The organism is Allobosea sp. OK403, assembly GCF_900113835.1.
Classification (GTDB): Bacteria; Pseudomonadota; Alphaproteobacteria; order Rhizobiales; family Beijerinckiaceae; genus Allobosea.
Window position 1 is genome coordinate 167,873 of the sequence record NZ_FOQV01000004.1, and the last position, 19,442, is coordinate 187,314.

Sequence of the window (19,442 nt, forward strand, 5' to 3'; positions counted from 1 at the left end):
TCCGATCCAGCTGGGCCGGACATTGCTCTAAAACAAGGGCGCGCAACGCCCCCGCCGCCATGATCCCCGCTATTGCCGTATTTTCAAGGCCCGGCCGCGAGAAAGCCAACCGCCTGCTTCAGGCAGGCTCAGGCATTCGCGCCGTCGGGCCGCCGAGATGAAGCACCGCATCGAGCAATTCGCGCGCATAGGCGGTTGCAGGCGCGCTGAACAAGGTGCGGCTTTCGCCCTGTTCGACCACACGCCCGTTCTGCAGCACGACAGTGCGCTCGCACATCATCCTGACCACGTTGAGGTCATGGCTGACGAAGAGCAGCGCCAGCCCGTCCTCACGGCGCAAACGGTCGAGCAATTGCAGGATCACCGCCTGGACCGAGACATCGAGCGCCGCCGTCGGCTCGTCGAGCACAAGCAGGCGCGGCCGGCAGGCGATGGCGCGCGCGATGCCGACGCGCGCCTTCTGGCCGCCGGAGAGCTGGTGCGGAAGGCGCTCCAGCAATTCGCTCGGCAAACCGGCGCGCTCGGCGCATTCGCTGACTCGCCCCGTCAGCGCTGACCCATTCTTCATGCCGAGCAGGCGGCGCAACGGATGGGCAATGCAATCGAAGGCGTTGAAGCGCGGATTGAGGCTGTCGGTCGGATCCTGAAAGACGATCTGGATATCCCTGCGGAATTCGCTGCGATGGAAATCGCGCGCCGGCAGCGAACCGATCGCACGGCCATCGAACAGGATCTCGCCTTCGCTCGGGTCGATCAATCGGCAGATCATGCGCGAGATCGTGCTCTTGCCCGAGCCCGATTCCCCGACCAGGCCCAGACTTTCGCCGGCCGCAATGCTGAAGGAGACGTCGTCGACCGCCGTGACGCCGCCATCATAGCGCTTCACCAGTTTCTGGACTTCGAGCAGCAGCGGCGTGCCGGGGGCGGGCTTGGGGCGGAAGAGTTCGACGGCCGGCACGGCACTGGCGCCTTCCGGCGCCAGATCGGCGATCGTCGAGGTCGCGGTCGGCGAGGCGGCGACGAGGCGCTTGGTGTAGGGGTGCTGCGGCGCGCTGAAGAGCGTCGCGGGCGCGGCCTGTTCGACGACCTGGCCCCGCTCCATCACCACGGCGCGCTGGCAATAGCGCGAGGCGAGTCCGAGATCATGCGTGATCAGGATCATCGCCATGCCACGCTCGGCCGTGATGCGGGCGACGAGGTCCATCACCGTCTTCTGCGTGGTGACGTCGAGCCCCGTCGTCGGCTCGTCGGCGATCAGCAGGGCCGGCTCGCAGGCGATCGCCATCGCGATCATCACGCGCTGGCACATGCCGCCCGAGAGCTCATGCGGGTAGGCGTCGAGCCGCTTTTCCGGATCGCGGATCAACACCGCCTTGAGCAGGTCGAGCGCCCGCGCCCGCCCCTCGCTCGCCGAGATGGGCTCATGCGCCATGATCGCATCCGCGATCTGCCGGCCAACGCTGCGGATCGGGTTCAGCGCGCCGCGCGGGTTCTGGAAGATCATCGAAATCGCCGCGCCATGCAGGGAGCGCAATTGCTTCGACGAGGCCTTGCTGATGTCCTGCCCCTTGAAGCGGATGCTGCCTTGCGAGATGCGACCGGCCGCGTCGAGCAATCGCGTGATCGCGAACGCCGTCACCGATTTGCCCGAGCCGCTCTCGCCGACGATGCCCAGCGTCTCGCCGGCGGCAACGGAGAGGCTGACGCCGCGCACAGCCTCAACGGTTCCGCTACGGGTCGAGAAACGCACATGCAGATCGTCGATGGCGAGCAAGGGCTCGCTTGCAGTCGCCGTCACCATCGTCTCGCGCCCGGAGCTCGGAACCTCTTCGTCATTCCGGGGCATCGCTCTCGGGTCCGACCTTTGGTCGGCCCAAGGATAAACTCCGCGATGAGCCCGGAACCCAGAACCGATGACGGATGAACAAGAGGCGAAGCACGTCCCGTCATTCCCGTTCGAGACCTGAGGTTCTGGGTTCCGGGCTCGACCCTTCGGGCCGCCCCGGAATGACGGAGAGGTTCCTGCATGAGATCATGTTCACGTCCGCATGCGCGGGTCGAGGATGTCGCGCAACCCGTCGCCCAGCAGGTTGAAGCAGAGCACGGTCAGCATCAGCGCCAGCCCTGGAAACGCGACGAGCCACCATTTCCCGGTCGAGATGAAGCGTGCGCCCTCCGCGACCATGATGCCCCATTCCGGCGTCGGCGCGGAGACGCCGAGCCCGATGAAGGAAAGCCCCGCCGCGTTCAGGATCGCCCAGCCGAGATTGAGCGAGACCTGCACCGCCATTGCCGGCAGCACATTGGGCAAGAGAAAGCGCAGCACGACCGAGACATGGCTGTCGCCGCAGGCGCGCGCCGCCTCGACCCAGCCGGCATTGCGCCGAACATTCACCTCGGCACGGGCGAAGCGGATATAGAAAGGCAAGTTGATGATCGCGGTCGCGATGACGATGTTCTCGACCCGGTTGCCCAGCGCCGCCACCATCGCCATGGCGAGCACGAACAGTGGAAACGCCATCAGCACATCGACGAAGCGCCCGACATAGCGATCGAGCCGCCCTCCGGCATAGCCGCAGAGCGCCCCGATGACCGCCCCGATGACGAAGGAGAGCGTCACCGCCGAAGCTGCGATCGCGAGATCCAGCCCCGCCGCCACGATCAAGCGGCTGAAGACGTCGCGGCCGAGCTGGTCGGTGCCGGCCCAGTATTTCGCGCTCGGCGGCAACAGGGCGTTGGGCACGTCAGAGGCGACCGGATCATAAGGCACGATCCACGGCCCGATGACGGCGAGCACGCAGAGCGCAAATGCGCCGGCCGCCGCGAAAGCCGTGACCGGGTTGCCGCGCAGGATCCAGACGGTGTGGCGCAGGGTCGCGGAGGTCATAGGTTCGCTCCTCCGTCATTCCGGGGCGCGCCGAAGGCGCGAGCCCGGAACCCACGACCGGGTGAGGCTATTCCGTCATTGCGAGCGCAGCGAAGCAATCCAGGGGGACGTCGAGCGCTGCCGCCCCTGGATTGCTTCGTCGCTGACGCTCCTCGCAATGACGGGGAGCTGCGACACACCCGGTCGTGGGTTCCGGGCTCGCACCTTCGGCGCGCCCCGGAAAGACGGGTGTGGGTGCAAGCCATCATTCGACCGACACCCTCGGATCGGCGATGCCGTAGAGCACATCCACCGTCAGGTTCACCAGGACGAAGATCGACGCCATCAGCAGCACGAAACCTTGTACCGGCGCGTAGTCCGAGGAGAGCAGCGCGTCCAGCGCATAGGAGGCGACGCCCGGCCAGGAGAACACCTTCTCGACCAGCACATTCGCCCCCAGCATGGTCGAGAACACGATGCCCGCGATGGTCAGCACCGGCAAAAGCGCGTTCCGCAAGGCGTAGGTGACGATGACCTTGCGCCGCGACAGGCCAAGCGAACGCGCGGTTCGGAGGAAATCGCTGCCGAGCGAGGCCAGCATCGCCGCACGCGTGATCCGCGCCAGCGGCGCGACCACGAAGAGCGCCATGGTGAAGGCCGGCAGCACGAGCTGGCTTGCAGCCGCGCGCCAGCCTTCCCAATCGCCGGCCAGCGCGAAATCGATCAGCAGGAAGCCCGTCACCAAGGGTGGCGGCGAGGTGAAGATGTCGACCCGTCCCGTCGGATCGGGCGCGAAGCCGAGCAGGTAGTAGAAAACATAGATCAGCAGCAGCCCGGAGACGAAGGTCGGCACGCAGACGCCGAGCGCGCAGATGAAGCGCACGATATGGTCGATGCCCGAACCTTGCTTCAGCGCGGCCGCGACGCCAAGCGGCACCGCCGTGACCAGCGCGATCAGGAGCGCGGAGAAGGTGAGCTCGAGCGAAGCCGGCAGCCGCGACTTCAGATCGCTCAGCACCGGCTGGCCCGTGGTCAGCGAGCGCCCGAGATTGCCCGTGCCGATATCGCCGAGATAGCGCAGGAGCTGCTCGGGCACGGGCTTGTCGAGCCCCATCTGCTTGCGGATCGTCTCGATCTCCTCCTTGCCCGCAGTCGGGCCCGAGGCAAAGAACACCGCCGGATCGCCCGGCAGCACCCGCATCAGCAGGAAGGTGAAGACGAGCACGCCGAACAGCGCCGGCAGTGACGAGGCGAACCGCCAGCCCGCGCGCTTGGCCGTGATGGAGAGCTGGGACATTCCGATTTCTGCTCACTCACATCCGCAATGTCGTCCCGGACAAGCGGCGAAGCCGCTCCGATCCGGGACCCATTCCGGAGCATAGCCGGAAAGCGTTCCGGCGTGGGTCCCGGGTCTTCGCTGCGCTACGCCCGGGACGACCGACGGGTTCACACCAAACCGTCAGAGGTCACTTCCGGCTCAGATCGCGGAAATCGATCTGCCGGTGGAACTGGTAGACATAGCCGTCGATCGACGACGCCATCACCGCGTCCTGCGCCGGCTGCCAGAGCGGGATCTGCGGCATCAGTTCGAAATGGCGCGTGTTCAGATCCTTGCCATAGCTTGCGTATTTCGCCTTATCGGCCTCGAAGCGGGCAGCCTGCGCCCATTCCGTGATCTTGGCGTCGTCGAGCGAGGCGTAGTTCCAGCGGATCGGGCCGATATAGAAGTTGCGGTAGAAGTAATCCATCGAGGGCAGCCAGGCGACGATGCCCTCAGTGAAGAACGGCACCTTCTTCTCGTTGATCAGCGTCGACATCTGCGCGTCCGGCAGCTTCTGGATGTCGACCTTGATGCCAACCTTGCCGAGCGATTCCTTGAGCAGCGCCGCCATCGGCTCGGCCGTGCCGGCCTGGCCGACATTGAAGGAGAAGGTGGTCGAGAAGCCGTCGGGGAGGCCGGCCGCGGCAAGCTGCTTCTTGGCCTCGGCGAGGTCGGTCTTCAGCGGCTGCGGGATCGGGAAGACCTCGCCGGTCGGCGCCTTGCCGTCAGGCCAGTTCGCGCCATAGAGCGGCGCCCCGCGCCCGAACAAGGCCGCCTTGAACATGTCGTCATAGGGCAGCGCCGCGGCGATGGCGCGCCGGACCTCGATCTTGTCGAAGGGCGGCATCTGGTTGTTGAACGAGACGAAGGTGATCGAATTGTACTGAGGCGTCGAGACGACCTTGAGCTTGCCCTTCTTCTCCAAGTCGGCGGCATCGGTCGCCTGCAGGTCGATGACGATGTCGGCATCGCCCTTCTCGACCAGATTGGCGCGCGTGGCGGCTTCCGGCACGGTCTGGGTGATGATGCGCTTGAAGCTCGCCGGCTTATCGGCCGAGCCGCGATTCCAGTCCGGATTGCGGCGCAGGATCGTGGTCTCGCCCGGCTTGTAGCTTTCGATGATGTAGGCGCCGGAGCCAGCCGTGTTGTCCTTGAGCCAGTTCAGCGCCCAGGGGTCCTCAGCCGTCGCATGCGACTTCGCCAGCTTCGAATTGATGATCACGGGGTAGACCACGGCAAGGTTCGCCAAGGCCAGTTTGTCGGGCTTGGGCAGCGTGACCTCGAAGGTGTGGGCGTCGATGATCTTGAACTGGTCCGGGCTGGTCAGTGAGCCGGTCAGCAATTGGCCCTTGCCTAGGACATTGGCGCTGACCTCACGGTCGAGCGACCATTTCACATCCTCGGCCGTCACCGGCGTTCCATCGTGGAACTTCGCGTCCTTGCGCAGATTGAAGGTGATCTTCAGCCCGTCGGGGCTGACGGTGTAGCTTTCGGCCAATTCGCCGCGGATGCTGTCGAGATCGAACACCCATTTGCCGTTGAGCTGCTTCCTGCCGAAGGAGAGCAGCCGGTCATAGGTCAGGAGGCTCAGGCCGAAGGCCTCGCGGGTCGAGCCTGGAATATTGGGGTCGAGCGTGTTGATGGCCGCGCCAGTGACATGGCGCAGCGTCTCGGCACGTGTCTGCGCCAGCGCCGGCGAGGCCAGAAGCGCAGTCGAGGTCAAGAGCGCGGCTGCAAGCCAGCCCGTCCGCACGATCGTCATAGTCGTTTCCCTCTTCATCGGCGCAGTCGTCAGGTTGGTTCCGAGAGCCGGATGATTTCAGATGGGACCATAAAATGATCCCATCTGAAATCTGAATCCGTCTCTCATCTAAAGAGTGAGAGCAGGATCAAAGCGAAAAGCCGGTGCCCACTTTTTCGCATCCTGCTCTTGCGGAACCGGATGCAAGCGTGGTGCCATGGAGCGCATCATCTCCCCTCCCGCCCGAGGCGGGAAGCATCCTTTCCCTTCCACCCGAGAAAGGATCACCGCAGCACGGCTTGGGGCACGTCATAGGCCTGGAACGAGGCCCAGTGCCGCTCGACATCAGCGCGAAACAGCCCGCGTGTGATACCTGAGACGAGCTTGGGCACCGCCGTGGTCATCGCGTTGATCGAGGAACCGGACGCCCCGAAGCTCATCGTCGAGGCAATGGTGAAGAGATGGATGTCGCCGATCCAGGGCGTCGCACCCGGCACGCGCTCGGTCAGCGCGTAATCATCGGCGAGATAGGGGAAGCGGCCGAGCCGCTCGTCGCGCTCGGCTGTCGGTGGCGCATAGCGGTCGGCCCAGGAGGCGATGTTGCCTGCGAAACCGGCAAGCTCCGGCCGCACGGAGAGATCGATCTCGATACCGGCAGCTGCGATGACGAAATCGACCGTAAGCGAGCCCTGCGGCGTCGCGATCTCGACACCGCCGGGCGCGTCGATCGCGCTCAGAGCGGGCGCGCCGAGATGCAGGGAAAAGGTGTCGTGGCGGGCGCAGCGGTCATAGGTCGCTTGCGGAAACCCCTCCCGCAGCGCCAGGACGGCGCTCATGAAACGCCAGCGCCAGGCATCGTCGAGGTCGCTGAGATGGCGCAGGAAGCCGCGAAAGGTCAGCCAGCGATAGGGCTGGATCACTTGCGCCTGCGACCGACGGCAGAGCAGATGCACCTGCGCCGCCCCAGCCTCCAGCGCTGTCGCGGCATTGTCGAAAGCCGACGCGCCGGCCCCGATCACCGCAACACGCTTGCCCGCAAGCGCGGCGAAGTCGATCGACTCGGCGCAATGCACGCAGCGTGAGGCCGGCAACGCCATGAGCGGCGCCGGCACGGTCCAGTCGCCCAGGCTCTCCTGCCCGGTTGCGAGCACGATCTTACGGGCATGCAGCGTCTCGGCCCTGCCACCGCAGCGCAGCGTCACGGCCAGCAGCCCGCCGGCGGGGGCGATATCGACCACCTCCGCCTCGTTGCGGACGGGGATGCCGACGACATGGCGAAACCAGCCGAGATAATCCGCCCAGAGGCCTTTCGGGATCAACACCAGCTCATCCCAGCTTTCGACACCGAATTTGGCCTCGTGCCAGGATTGGTAGGTCAGGCTCGGCACATCGAGATCGGGGCCGGTGAAATCCTTCGGGCTGCGCAGCGTGTGCATGCGCGCATAGGAGCGCCATGGCCCTTCCTGCCCGGCAGCCGCCTTGTCGAGCACCAGGATGTTGGTGACTTGCGAGCGCTGCAGGCCGAAGGCTGTCGCCAGCCCCGACTGGCCGCCCCCGACCACGATCACGTCATAGGCCGGCTTGCCGTCCGGCCCCGGAACCGGCTCGAGCCACGGCGCGCTGGGATGGGCGGTGCGGGCGAGATCGCCGGCGATGCGGCTCGCGAGAACCGATAATCCGTCATGCTTCATGGCAACATCCCACGCAGTGATCATGCCGGAAACCGCTCACGCGGCAAGCCAGCCGCCATCGACCACCAGCGTGGTCCCGGTGCTGAAGGACGCGGCGTCGCCGGCGAGATAGAGCGCGGCTTCCGCCACCTCTTCGGCGCGGCCGAAGCGCTTCATCGCATGGCGGTTGCGCGAGGCCTCGCGCAGCGGCTCGGGCTCGGCATGGCGGGCAAAACTGCGCCGCAGCATCGGCGTGTCGATCGCGCCCGGAGCGATCGCGTTCACGCGGATGCCGTCGGCGGCATAGTCCAGCGCCATCGTCCGGGTCAGGCTGAGGATCGCCCCCTTAGCGGCGATATAGGCACTGTTGCCGCGCCCACCGGCCAGAGCCAGTTGCGAGGCGAACGTCACGATCGCCCCGCCACCCTGCCGCTGCATCGCCGGGATTACCGCCTTGGCGAAGAGGAAGGTGCCCCCGACATTGGCGCGGAAGACGGCGTCCCAATCCTCGGGCGCTGTCGTCGTCACCGTGCCGCCACAGGAAAAGCCGGCCGCCGTCACCAGAATATCGATACGGCCGAAGCGCGCGAGCACCTGCTCCGCGACGCCATCGGCGAAGCCCGGCAAGCCGACATCGCCGATATGAGCGCAAGCCTGCCCGCCGGCCTCGATGATCAGCGCCACCGTCGCCTGCGCCGCATCAGTGTCGCGATCGACGACCGCGACGCGCGCGCCTTCGCGGGCAAAGAGCAGCGCGCTCGCCCTCCCGATTCCCGAGCCGCCGCCGGTCAGCAGCGCGACCTTTCCCTCAAGCTTCATCGCCCAAGCCTCATCGTCCAAGTCCTTTCATCGCAAGCCCCGTCATCGGCCAAGCCCCCGGCCATGCCCCCGCCACCAGGCGGCCAGTGCATTCGCCGACTCGGCCACACCGATTGCGGCAGCCCAGCCGAATTCCTCCCTCATCCGCGAAGTGGAAAGCGGCGCGCGGTCGCCCGGTCCATGCAGATCGATCGTCGCCGCCTCGCCGGGCTCAGCCAGGCGGCAGATGAAACCAGGAAAATTGGCCGCCAGCGCCTGCCCCCACTCGAGAGCCGCGAAGCGCCGCGCCGTCGAAATGTTGTAGAGCCGATGACGCAAGACCGGCGCGCCCGCCACGATCCGCACCGCCTCGGCGAGATCGGGCGCGTAGATCCAGTCGCGCAGGCCCGGTCGGGGCAGGATCGCGGGCTCGTCCTTCTCGGCAGCAGTGAGGATCTGGCTTTGCGGACTCAGTGTGTCGCGCACGCCCGTCGCACGCTCCCAGGGACCGAAGACGCCGCTGAGCCGCAAGGAGACCAGATCGAGCCCCCAGAGATCGGCCAGCCGCCCGCCGACGCGCTCGCTCGCCCATTTGCTGATGGCATAGAGGCTGACCGGATCGCCCGGCGTCTCCTCGTCGAGCTCCGGATAGCGCTCTCCGGCCGCCCCATAAGCAGCAGCCGAACTCAGATTGATGACGCGCCGGACACCCGCAGCCCGCGCCGCCTCCAGGATCGGCACCTGAGCGAGCAGATTGACCTGCAGAATCGTTTCCGGATCGCGCGCATCGCGCGCCGCTCCGGCGGTGATCGCAGCACCCATGATGACGACGTCCACGCCGGGCTGCACCACCTCGGCAATCGCCATCTTGTCGGTGACGTTCCCCTGGACGGCGGTCAGGCGCCCCGGTAGCCGGGAAAAGGCCTTCCCGATGTCGGCAGGCAACGCCATGCGGTCGAACACAACAACGTCGTCGCCTTTCGCCAACATCGCTTCCGCGATGTTGAGCCCGACGAAACCGACCCCGCCGAAGATCAGAACTCTCAAGAAACGCCCCTTACGCTGCTTGGTCACGCACACGGTTTGCATGCGATGGCGGCTGACCTAAGCCTTCAGCCGCGCTGCCCACAAGCGCGACCAGCACCGATCATGCCCGCATCTTCGGCGCGGCGGCGCAAATTTCGCCCATCCCGGCCGCGCCCACCGTAGAACCCGGCCGGCATGTCGCATTGCATCGGCGCGAACCATGGTCTAGGCGTCGCGCGACACCTGCAGAGGCCGCGCGCCACCCGCCGCCGCGCCTGGAGCAGGATGCGAAAAGTGGGAACCGTTTTTTCGCATAGATCCAGCTTTCACCTTCGGTGAGAGACGGTTTCAGACATTGGGACTTTAGCCGCCGCATCGCGCGGCCCGTCCATTTTCCGAAAGGACCCGATCATGGCCCGCAAGAAATCGAAGCCGCTCGATGCCGAATTTGTGATGTTCGACGTCGTCTATACCGATGGCTCGCGCCGCTCCAACCGACGGGTGCCGACCGCACTGCTCGGCGGCCTGGACGGCGACGAGCCGGCGCGCGACGCCATCATGGAGCAGGACCGCGCCATCGCCGAGAAATCCGGGATGCCGGCCCTGGAAATCGCCAGCCTCACCCGCTCGGGCAAGGTCGTCGAGAAACCTGGGCGCAAGGTCGGCTAAACAAAGGCACCCTCAAGGCAGCGCAGTATTCCCATGACGATCGGACCGGCTTAAACCAACAGGCGCGGTTGTTCTTGACCTGCAACGGCGCGTGTATTTTAAGTCCTTTCTCCATTGGGAGGCTGAAAAGGAAAAATTGATGCGTACCCTTCTCATCGTTGGCGCCCTGGCCGCTGTAGTTGCTGGCTGCCAGACGCGACAGGAATCGCTGGTCGACGCCGAAATCACCTGCGAGTCGCAAGGATTCCGTCCTGGCACCCGCGCCTATCAGCAGTGCCGCTCGGCCAACTACACCGAGAACCGCCGCGCCAACTCCGAAGCCAGCAGCGCTGTTGCGGCCGGCGTCGCCGCCGGCGTCGTCGGAGGCGCGCTCGTTGCCGCTGACAATCGCTCCTACTACGGCCGAGGCTATTATGGCCGTCGCGGCTACGGCTGGTATTGATGAACAACGACGAGTCCGCCTGATCTGACAGGCTTGTCGATGTGAAAAACAAAACCCCGCGGCCGAAAGGCTGCGGGGTTTTTCGTGGCCACAAGAGCATTGCGCGAAAAGTGGGGACCGGTTTTTCGCATGAGCAATGCTCTCAACTTTTAGAATCGATTACGTTTTTCGCATTCGGACGGTTCCGTCCTAATGCGACGTGATCGAGGCCGGGTCGTCAGCGCTTCGGTGCGGTGCGCTTGCGCACAGGAGCCGGATCGCTGCTCGACGAACCCAGCAACGATCCGAGCGCATAGACCGCCAGCCCGATCCCCAGCAACGCCGCGATCGGCTCCTTCTGAGCCCGCTGCGCGATCAGCCGGCCGCCATAGCCGGCATAGTCGCGCGCATCGCCACCATAGGCGTTCAGCCATTGCTGGCTGCTCTTCAACGCGCCCTCGCCCGACTTGGCGGCATCCTTGCCGTAATCGCCGAGCAGGCCACGCAGCCTGTCGAAATCGGGCTGATAGCGCTCCCAGCGCGACGTGGGAGGCGAGCGCAGGCTCGCCCAGGCGATCAATCCGATACCCAGCGCACCCAGCCCGAACGCAACGACGGGATTGCGCTCGACCGCGCGTATCACCGCCTGGCCGCCATCGCGGGCGGTCTCGATCGGATCGAGATCCGTCAAGGCGTCCTTGGCGCGGGAGTAGCCGCCCCTGACCGTCTCCGTCGCCTTGTCGGCAACGTCGGCGGCCTTGGCGCGCAGGCCGCTGGTCGCATTGTCGATCTCGTCGCCGGCTTCATCCCAGCCTTTCGGCACGTCGGGCGGAAACTTGTTCATGGTCGCCATTGCGAACCTCCTTGCGTACACAGATCCAAGCCCAATGAACGAGGCAGCGATCCGAGAGTTCCGCCCGCGGAAAGAACCCCATGCACCAGCGCCCGGTTTCCGCCCTTCGCCAGCCCCTTCACGTCGACGCGGGCGACGCGCAAAGCGTTGCCGGCAAAGGCTTGTTTCGGACCGCACTCGGTCATGACAGCGCCAAGATTGGATGGGATTCAGCATCATCGATCCCAATCGAGCAATGATCCCGATCGAGAAGGAGACGCTTATGCAAACACAGCACCTCCAGATCGCCCGCCCTGGCGTGATGTCAGACCCGGAATGGATCGCCCTCGAGAGCATCGACGAGCAGACCACTCATTTCATCTTCGATGATGACATGCTGGTCGTGCTGAAGGATCGCGGCCTCGTCGAGCCGTTAGGCGGGCGCTGGCTCGTCACCGAGCATGGCCAGAGGGCGCTGAACGAGCGCAGCCTCTGAGCCCACTCTTCTCTGGCCCGCCCAGTCTTCGCGGCCTATCCTTCATCCCGACGCGATCGCGCGCGGGGCCGCCGGAACTCCGGCGCTCCTGCTGTGGCCGTGTCCGTCGGCGCTCCCTTCGACTGCGAATCCCATGGCCAAGCCCGTCAGCATCACGATTTCCCATGAGCTCGGCCGCGAGGCCGCGCTGGCGCGCATCCGTGGCGGCGTCGACCGCATCCGCGACAAGCTCGGCATGGTGAAGATGCAGCTCGTCGAGGAGGAATGGCGCGACGGCACGCTGGATTTCGGCGTGGCGGCACTGGGCTATACGGTGCGGGGCAGCCTCACCGTCGAGGAGACGCTGGTGCGCGTCGAGATGATGCTGCCCTGGGTGCTGGCGACCTTCGCCGAGACTCTGAAGCTCGGCGTCGAGAAGCAGGGCCGCGTCCTGCTGGACAAGCCGAAGACCTGAGGCCACCGGCCACGACGACGGCCGCCTGGCGGAAACACCACATCGCCTCGCCGAAAGCGCTCTGAAAAGACCGCCTCAAGGTTGAAATTGCGCGACCCAGACGCCATGCTTCGAGTGCTCTATCGAGCCACCATCTGCCTTCCGTAATCCTTCCGCCTTCCGTAATCCTGCCCGCCTTCTGGAGACCTGATGCATCCTGGCCCGCTGATCGCCATTCTCGTAGCGGGCCTGTGCCTCGCCTTCATCTTCGGAGCACTTGCTCAGAAGCTGCGCTTCTCTCCCCTGGTCGGCTATCTCCTCGCCGGCGTCGCGGTCGGGCCCTTCACGCCCGGTTTCGTCGCTGATCAAGGCCTCGCCAACGAACTGGCCGAGATCGGCGTCATCCTGCTGATGTTCGGCGTCGGCCTGCATTTCTCGCTGAAGGACCTGCTCTCGGTCAAAACCATCGCGGTCCCCGGCGCTCTCGTCCAGATCGCGGTGGCGACCTTGCTCGGCCTGGGCCTGGGGCTTTCGCTCGGCTGGGGCTGGGTCGCGGGTCTCGTCTTCGGGCTCGCGCTCTCTGTCGCCAGCACCGTCGTGCTGCTGCGCGCACTCCAGGAGCGCCGGCTGGTCCAGACCGAGAAGGGCAAGATCGCGGTCGGCTGGCTGATCGTCGAAGACCTCGCCATGGTGCTGGCGCTCGTCCTGATCCCGACCATCGCCGACGCCCTGAACGGCGCCAGGCCCGGCACGCCCGTACCCCTCTCCGGGCAGTTCGACCTCGGCCTCTGGGGCGTGCTGGGGCTGACGCTCGCCAAGGTCGTGGCCTTCATCGCCTTCATGCTCATCGTCGGGCGGCGCGTCATCCCCTGGGTGCTGCATTGGGTCGCCCATACCGGCTCGCGCGAGCTGTTCAGGCTCGCGGTGCTGGCGCTGGCGCTCGGCGTCGCTTTCATGGCGGCAAGCCTGTTCGGCGTCTCTTTCGCGCTCGGCGCCTTCTTCGCCGGCATGATCTTGAATGAATCGCCATTGAGCCAGCGCGCCGCCGAGGAATCGCTGCCGCTGCGCGACGCTTTCGCGGTGCTGTTCTTCGTCTCCGTCGGCATGCTGTTCGACCCAGGCATCCTGCTGCGCGCGCCGCTGCCTTTGCTGGCGACACTCGCCATCATCCTGTTCGGCAAATCACTCGCCGCCTGGCTGATCGTGCGTGCCTTTGGCCGCTCGAATGCAGTCGCCTTGACCATTTCGGCGTCGCTGGCGCAGATCGGCGAGTTCTCCTTCATTCTGGCTGGCCTGGGCGTCTCGCTGGCGATCCTGCCCGAACAGGGCCGTGACCTGATCCTGGCGGGCGCGATCCTCTCGATCCTGCTCAACCCGGTGCTGTTTGCGATCATCGAGCGCTTTGCCACGGAGACGAACCCGGCCAAGCCCAAGCCGAGCGCCGCCAAGCCGGAGCCCGAACCGGAACCCGAGCGCGACATCGTCCCGACCAGCTTGAGCGATCACATGGTCGTCGTCGGCTATGGCCGTGTCGGCGCGCTCCTGGGAGCAGGCCTGGTGGCGCATGGCGAGACCCTGCTCGTCATCGAGGAACAGCCCGAAGCCATCGCCGCAGCCAGGGAGCAGGGCGCCGAGGTGCTCGTCGGCAACGCCGCCGATCCAGGCGTTCTGGCGGCCGCCGGCCTGGCGCGGGCACGCCGGCTCTTCGTCGCCATTCCCGAGAGCTTCGAGGCCGGCCAGGTCTGCGAACAGGCGCGACGCGACAATCCCGCATTGCCGATCGTCGCCCGCGCCCATTCCGACGCGGCAGTCGAGCATCTGACCAGATGCGGCGCGAGCCTGACGATCATGGGCGAGGCGGAAATCGCCCGCGCCATGCTGGCGCTATGCGGCGCGCCTCCCGCGAATGGCGAGGCCTCCGCGGACAAACAACCGGTTTAGCGCCTCACCCGAACCGCGCCGCCGGGCAAGCGCCTGCACTCAGCCCCGGCCAGCGGGAAAGGTCAGCGGCGAGATCTCGAGATGGTCTCGCTTGGCCCAGTCGAGACCCTTGACGTTGGGCTCGGCCCGGCGCTGCGCCTCCTCCAGTTCGGCGGCGGCGCCGGCATAGTCCATGGTCAGCACCTTGCCGTTCTCGACCACCGTGACGCCGTCGACGATCACGGTCGTCACCGCCCGCTCGCCCGCCGCATAGATCAGGCTGCGAAGCGGATCGCGCAGCGGGCGCATCATCGGATGGGTGACATCGACCAGCACGATGTCGGCTTTCGCGCCCTTGGCGAGCCGGCCGATATCGTCGCGGCCGAGCGCCTTGGCGCTGCCCAGCGTCGCTGCGTTGAAGGCGTCCGAGGTGCGCACGTCATAGACGTCCTCGGCCATCATGCGCGAGCCGATGCAGACCGCGCGCAATTCCTCCAGCATGTGGTGGGGATAGGTGTCGGTGCCGATGCCGACATTGATGCCGGCAGCGACATATTGCCCGAAACTCTGCATCGCGATGCCGCGGCGCTGGAACACGATTGGGCAATGCGCGACATTGGTGCCGGTCTCGACCAGCGCGCCCATATCATCGGTCGCCGGCCATTTCACCGAGGAGTGATGGTCGAGGAAGATGCCGTGGCCGATGATCGAGAACGGCCCGAGCACGTCAAGTTCCTCCAGCCACTCCACCGGCGTCATGCCATGCCGGCGCGTGATCTCATGGAATTCGACCACGCTCTGGGCGGCATGGACCTGGAAGGGGATTTTTCGCGTCTCCGCCTCCTCATAGCTTGCCTGGATCAGTTCGGGCGTGCAGGTGTCGATCTGCGAGGGCGAGACCATGCCGGAAAGCCTGCCCGTTGCGTCGGCCGCAACCTGGTCCAGCAGCTTCATGGCCTGCGCCATCGCCTTCTCGCCGGCCTTGGCGTCCCACTCATATTTCGCGAGATGGCCGTTATCGGTGTACCAGCGCGCCGAGCGATACATCGGCGCAAACACAGCGCGAAGGCCCGAGGCCTTGAAGGTCTCGAACCAGCCGTCCCAGGCGGCGGACATGTCGACCAGCGTGGTGACGCCCGACATCAGCAATTCGGAATAAGTCACCTGCGCGCAGGGCTTGACGCCTGCAGCGTCACAGCGGAACAGCGGCATGAACTCGTAGAGCGCCGTGCCATACATTTTCGCGCTGCCGAGCTCGTCGTTCCAGCCCTTGCACATCGCCTCCGAGGAGGGGTGCGAGTGGATGTTGACGAGACCCGGCATGACCATCTTGCCGCGCCCGTCGATCGTCGTATCGGCCTTGCCCTTATAGCTTCCGCCGACCTGCAGGATGCGGTCGCCCTCATAAGCGACATCGCCGTCGCGCAGATAGACATGGCCCTTGGCCTTGGCGTCGTAAGCGACGATCCAGCTGGCGTTGCGGATGAGGGTGATCGGCATGGGCTGGGCTCCGGCTAGGTGTCGCGGCCTTGCATGGGCAGGCGCGGGGAACCCTCTCCCGTAGGGAGAGGGCAGGGTGAGGGGTCGGCCAGAAATCGCTGGCCTACTCCGGCACGCGGTTGGGTTTCCACTCGACTGGTCGAGGGGCCGACCCCTCACCCCTGCCCCTCTCCCTCCGGGAGAGGGGTTCCCCGCGCTTCATTGTTCGATGGCTTACCTGACGAACTTCAGATCCAGCCCCTTATACAGCCCGCAACCATAGATGTTGTGGGCCTTGAAGGGGGCGAGCCTTGCCGAGGCCGCGATCTTCATCGGCTCGTGATAGAGCGGCAGCCAGACCGCCGCCTCATGCACCTTCGTCAGAACCTCGCCATAGGCGGCCGCGCGGTCGGCGTCGTTCAGCGCGGTGATGCCCTTGGTGAGCAATTCGTCCGTCGCCGGGTCCTTCCAGTTCATCCGGTTGGGTGTCGGCGCATTGGCCGAGGGGAAATACAGGTTCAGCGCATCGCCGGCCGAGATGTAGGGGAAGCTCATCCCGAACATGTCGAACTCCTGCGTCGCCATCTTGCCCCAGGCGATGGTGGCATCGAAGAGCTGGACCCTGAGATCGACGCCGATCTTGCGCAGATCGCCCTGGATCGCCTCCATCAGCTTCTGCCAGGTCGAGCCGGTGAAGCCATAGACGATCGGCGAGAGCTTCTTGCCGTCCTTCATGCGGAAGCCGTCAGGCCCCTTCACCCAACCCGCCGCGTCGAGAATCCTGTTGGCCTCGGCGACATCCGTCTTGATCAGCTTCGGCGTCAGCGCCTTGTTCCAGTCCAGCGCCTCGGTCGAGATATAGCTGTAGGCCGGCTCGACCTCGCCGAAATAGAGGTTCTCGGCGATCGCCTTCTGATCGACGGCCATCACCATCGCCTTGCGCACGGCCGGATCGCTGACACCCTCCTTGTCGATCTTGAAACCGACGAAATAGGTCCAGAACGCCTCCTTCGACTCGACGATCCTGAGATTCTTGTTGGCGCGCATCTGAGCCATGCCGGAATAGGGCACGTACTGCGTCACCTGGGTCTGGCCGGTCATCACCGCAGCCAGGCGGGTGTTGTCCTCCGGCACGATGCGCCAGACGATCTCCTCGATCTGCGCCGGTCCGGTGTTCTGATAGATCGGCGGGCCCCATTTATAGGCGGCGTGGCGTTTCAGCCGGAACTCGTTGCGCGGCTTCCAGTCACCCCAGCAATAAGGGCCTGTGCCGTTGAAGCCCTTGACCCCGAAATCGGCGCCGAGCGCCTCGACATTGGCCTTGTCGATGATCACCGCGAAGCTCTGGGTGAGCTGGTAGAGCAATTCCGAGAACGGCGCCTTGAGCTTGTATTCGACCGTGTAATCGTCGGTCGCGACGATGTCCTCGATCTTGCCGGCGCGCCAGGCCACGGGCGAGCGCGTCGCGGGATCGATCCAGCGCTTGATCGAATAGACCACATCCTGCGCCGTAAGCTTCTTGCCGTCGCAGAAGGAGACGTCATTGCGCAGCTTGAAGGTGTAGGTCTTGCCGTCGGGCGCCATCGTCCAGGAGTTGGCGAGGCCGGGCTTGATCGTCGCCATGTCGTGGTCGAGCGAGACCAGCGTGTCGGCCATCATGAAGAGGACTTCGGAGGCCGAGCGCGCCGTCGAGCGATGCGGATCATAGCGGTCGCTGTCGACCTCGCGCACGATGGTGAGGCTGGCATTGGAGCCTTGCGCGAGCGCCGGGCCGGCAAAGGCAGCGAGGCCGAGGAAGGCCCCCATGACGATGGATTTCAGCTCTCTCACGATCTTTGTCCCCTTTGTTATGAATTCAGTGTCGGTGGCGCGCCTCACATGTTCCGCATGCGCGGATCGAGCAGATCGCGCAGCGCATCGCCGAGCAGGTTCACGCAGAGCACGATCGCGATGATCGTGAGGCTCGGCAGCAGCGAGATATGCGGCGCAAAGAACAAGGCGTCGCGCCCGAGCGAGGCCATCATGCCGAGCTCCGCCTCGGGCGGGCGCACGCCCAACCCCAGGAAGGACAGCGCCGCCCCGATCAGGATGATCTGGCCGAAGCGCAGCGTCATGAAGACGAAGACCGGCGAAATGCAGTTCAGCGCCAGATAGCGCCAGATCAGCGTCCTGTCCGGCAGGCCGAGCGCGCGGCCGGCCTCCATATAGTCCTGCCCCATCACCACGATCGCGGCGCTGCGGGTGATGCGCGCGACATCCGGCACGGTGGCGATCGAGAGCGCGATCACGATGGCCGTGAGTCCGGGGCCGACGACGGCGGCGAGCGCCAACCCCAGCAGGATGGCGGGGAAGGACAAAAGGATGTCGGCCGAGCGCATCACATAAGGATCGAGCCGCCGATAGAAGGCGCCGAGCAGGCCCAGCATCGCACCGAGCCCGCCGCCGAGGACGATCGAGGCCAGCCCCATCACCAGCGTCAATCGCGTCCCGTAGAGCAGGCGCGAGAGCATGTCGCGCCCCTGCCCGTCTGTGCCGAGCCAGTATTGCGGCAGCGAGCCCTCGCTCCAGCGCGGCGGGATGAAGGGGCGGCGCGTCGTCTCATAGGGGTCGAAGGGCGCAAGCCAGGGCGCAAACAGCGCCGCGAGCACAATCACCAGGAGGATGATCGCTGCCACTAAGGCGAGCTTGTCGCCAAGGATCCGCCGCCAGATCGGCGAGAGCCAGCTCCGTTGCACCGTCACCGGCGCGGCCTGGGTCGTCAGATCAGCCATGGCTCTCGACCCTCGGATCGAGCACGGCATAGAGCATGTCGACGATCAGGTTGATCACCAGGAAGGCCAGAGCCAGCACCAGGATCGCGCCTTGCGCCAGGGGAAAATCGCTCGCCAGGATCGCCCCGACCGCGAGCCGCCCGACGCCCGGCCAGGAATAAATCGTCTCGGTGACGACCGCACCGCCGAGCAGATAGCCGGCCTGAAGGCCGATCAGCGTCACCACCGGGATCAAGGCGTTGCGCAGCACATGCTGGAGGATGACGGTGCGCTCGGCCAATCCCTTGGCGCGGGCTGTGCGGACATGATCGGCGCTCAGCACTTCGAGCGCTGCGGTCCGCGTCATCCGCGCGATCGGCCCGATGAAAACCAGCCCGAGCGTCAGCGCCGGCAGCACGATCGAGGCCAGCCCCTCCAGGCTCCAGAGCGGCCCACCACGTCCGATGAACGGCAAAAGCTCCCAGTGGTAGCCGATATACTGCATCAGGATCAGCCCGATGAAGAACACCGGCGTCGAGACGCCGGCGACCGAGATCGCGATCACCAATCGGTCGAGCAGGCGCCCGCGATAGACCGCAGCGATCGTCCCCAGCGCGATGCCCAGCGGCACGGCCCAGACCAGGCAGGCGAACATCAGCTCGGCGGTCGGGCCGATCGCCTCGGCCAGTTCCGTCGTGACGCGGGTGTTCGAGATCAACGAGACGCCGAGATCGCCCTGCAGCACGCGCGCCATATAGATCGCGAACTGAATGATGATCGGCCGATCGAGCCCCATATCCTGCCGGATCTGCGCGACCAGCTCGGGGCTCGCCATCGGCCCGGCGATGATTGCGGCGGGATCCGAGGGGACGAGTTGCAGCAGCAGGAAACCGAAGAGCAGCACGCCGAACAGCACCGGCACCGAAAGGGCGAGGCGCTGAGCGATGTGGTTCAGCATCGACGAGCGCCCCGCGTCATTGCGAGGAGCGAAGCGACGAAGCAATCCAGGGGCGGCCGGGC

The 19,442-nt window shown here is 65.8% G+C and carries 17 protein-coding genes; 5 read left to right on the top strand and 12 right to left on the bottom strand.

The genetic code is table 11. The features are described 5' to 3' along the window. Window positions 1–118: 118 nt before the first annotated feature. From BMZ97_RS16900 to BMZ97_RS16930, 7 genes are all read right to left on the bottom strand, one after another. On the bottom strand, window positions 119–1,801 hold the full coding sequence (locus BMZ97_RS16900) for a nickel ABC transporter ATP-binding protein NikE (RefSeq protein ID WP_092172467.1): 1,683 nt from the start codon (window positions 1,799–1,801) through the stop codon (window positions 119–121). Between the two features lie 237 nt (window positions 1,802–2,038). Next, the gene (locus tag BMZ97_RS16905) at window positions 2,039–2,887 is read right to left on the bottom strand and encodes an ABC transporter permease (RefSeq protein ID WP_092171898.1); all 849 of its coding nucleotides are present in this window, start codon (window positions 2,885–2,887) and stop codon (window positions 2,039–2,041) included. Window positions 2,888–3,131: 244 nt separating this feature from the next. After that, window positions 3,132–4,163 (bottom strand): ABC transporter permease, encoded by a 1,032-nt coding sequence (locus BMZ97_RS16910; RefSeq protein WP_092171901.1) that lies wholly within the window; start codon window positions 4,161–4,163, stop codon window positions 3,132–3,134. Window positions 4,164–4,332: 169 nt separating this feature from the next. Next, window positions 4,333–5,949, bottom strand: a complete 1,617-nt coding sequence (locus BMZ97_RS16915) for an ABC transporter substrate-binding protein (protein ID WP_092171904.1) — start codon at window positions 5,947–5,949, stop codon at window positions 4,333–4,335. Window positions 5,950–6,212: 263 nt separating this feature from the next. After that, window positions 6,213–7,619 (bottom strand): FAD-dependent oxidoreductase, encoded by a 1,407-nt coding sequence (locus BMZ97_RS16920; protein ID WP_092171908.1) that lies wholly within the window; start codon window positions 7,617–7,619, stop codon window positions 6,213–6,215. Window positions 7,620–7,655: 36 nt separating this feature from the next. Beyond that, window positions 7,656–8,417 carry an SDR family oxidoreductase gene (locus BMZ97_RS16925; protein WP_092172470.1) on the bottom strand — a complete coding sequence of 254 codons (762 nt, stop codon included), beginning with the start codon at window positions 8,415–8,417 and terminating at the stop codon, window positions 7,656–7,658. 42 nt (window positions 8,418–8,459) lie between these two features. Next, on the bottom strand, window positions 8,460–9,443 hold the full coding sequence (locus BMZ97_RS16930; RefSeq protein WP_092172473.1) for an NAD-dependent epimerase/dehydratase family protein: 984 nt from the start codon (window positions 9,441–9,443) through the stop codon (window positions 8,460–8,462). 390 nt (window positions 9,444–9,833) lie between these two features. Between BMZ97_RS16930 and BMZ97_RS16935 the strand changes: the two genes are divergently transcribed. Together BMZ97_RS16935 and BMZ97_RS16940 are read left to right on the top strand one after the other, a co-directional pair. Next, window positions 9,834–10,091, top strand: coding sequence for a hypothetical protein (locus BMZ97_RS16935; protein ID WP_092171910.1), 258 nt, complete (start codon window positions 9,834–9,836; stop codon window positions 10,089–10,091). A 139-nt stretch (window positions 10,092–10,230) separates the two neighbouring features. Then, window positions 10,231–10,533: a hypothetical protein gene (locus tag BMZ97_RS16940; RefSeq protein WP_092171913.1), complete on the top strand. Its 303-nt coding sequence runs from the start codon at window positions 10,231–10,233 to the stop codon at window positions 10,531–10,533. Between the two features lie 217 nt (window positions 10,534–10,750). On the opposite strand, the gene BMZ97_RS16945 is transcribed toward BMZ97_RS16940, so the two are convergent. Then, a complete protein-coding gene (locus BMZ97_RS16945; protein ID WP_092171915.1) occupies window positions 10,751–11,365 on the bottom strand; it encodes a hypothetical protein in 615 nt (204 codons plus the stop codon). Window positions 11,366–11,627: 262 nt separating this feature from the next. On the opposite strand from BMZ97_RS16945, the gene BMZ97_RS16950 reads away from it, so the two are divergent. The 3 genes from BMZ97_RS16950 to ybaL all read left to right on the top strand — a co-directional run bounded on the left by BMZ97_RS16950 (window position 11,628) and on the right by ybaL (window position 14,214). Continuing rightward, window positions 11,628–11,840 (top strand): hypothetical protein, encoded by a 213-nt coding sequence (locus tag BMZ97_RS16950; protein WP_139221242.1) that lies wholly within the window; start codon window positions 11,628–11,630, stop codon window positions 11,838–11,840. Window positions 11,841–11,973: 133 nt separating this feature from the next. After that, window positions 11,974–12,294: a polyhydroxyalkanoic acid system family protein gene (locus tag BMZ97_RS16955; protein ID WP_092171921.1), complete on the top strand. Its 321-nt coding sequence runs from the start codon at window positions 11,974–11,976 to the stop codon at window positions 12,292–12,294. Window positions 12,295–12,483: 189 nt separating this feature from the next. Next, window positions 12,484–14,214 carry a YbaL family putative K(+) efflux transporter gene (ybaL, locus tag BMZ97_RS16960; protein WP_244546458.1) on the top strand — a complete coding sequence of 577 codons (1,731 nt, stop codon included), beginning with the start codon at window positions 12,484–12,486 and terminating at the stop codon, window positions 14,212–14,214. A 39-nt stretch (window positions 14,215–14,253) separates the two neighbouring features. Here ybaL and BMZ97_RS16965 read toward each other — a convergent pair whose 3' ends face one another. The 4 genes from BMZ97_RS16965 to BMZ97_RS16980 all read right to left on the bottom strand — a co-directional run bounded on the left by BMZ97_RS16965 (window position 14,254) and on the right by BMZ97_RS16980 (window position 19,380). Beyond that, window positions 14,254–15,693, bottom strand: a complete 1,440-nt coding sequence (locus BMZ97_RS16965; RefSeq protein ID WP_092171926.1) for an amidohydrolase family protein — start codon at window positions 15,691–15,693, stop codon at window positions 14,254–14,256. Between the two features lie 213 nt (window positions 15,694–15,906). Beyond that, the gene (locus BMZ97_RS16970; RefSeq protein WP_210188272.1) at window positions 15,907–17,502 is read right to left on the bottom strand and encodes an ABC transporter substrate-binding protein; all 1,596 of its coding nucleotides are present in this window, start codon (window positions 17,500–17,502) and stop codon (window positions 15,907–15,909) included. A 44-nt stretch (window positions 17,503–17,546) separates the two neighbouring features. Continuing rightward, window positions 17,547–18,443 (bottom strand): ABC transporter permease, encoded by an 897-nt coding sequence (locus BMZ97_RS16975; protein ID WP_092171931.1) that lies wholly within the window; start codon window positions 18,441–18,443, stop codon window positions 17,547–17,549. Beyond that, window positions 18,436–19,380 (bottom strand): ABC transporter permease, encoded by a 945-nt coding sequence (locus BMZ97_RS16980; RefSeq protein ID WP_092171934.1) that lies wholly within the window; start codon window positions 19,378–19,380, stop codon window positions 18,436–18,438. The genes BMZ97_RS16975 and BMZ97_RS16980 overlap by 8 nt, the downstream gene beginning before the upstream one ends. Window positions 19,381–19,442: the final 62 nt, after the last annotated feature.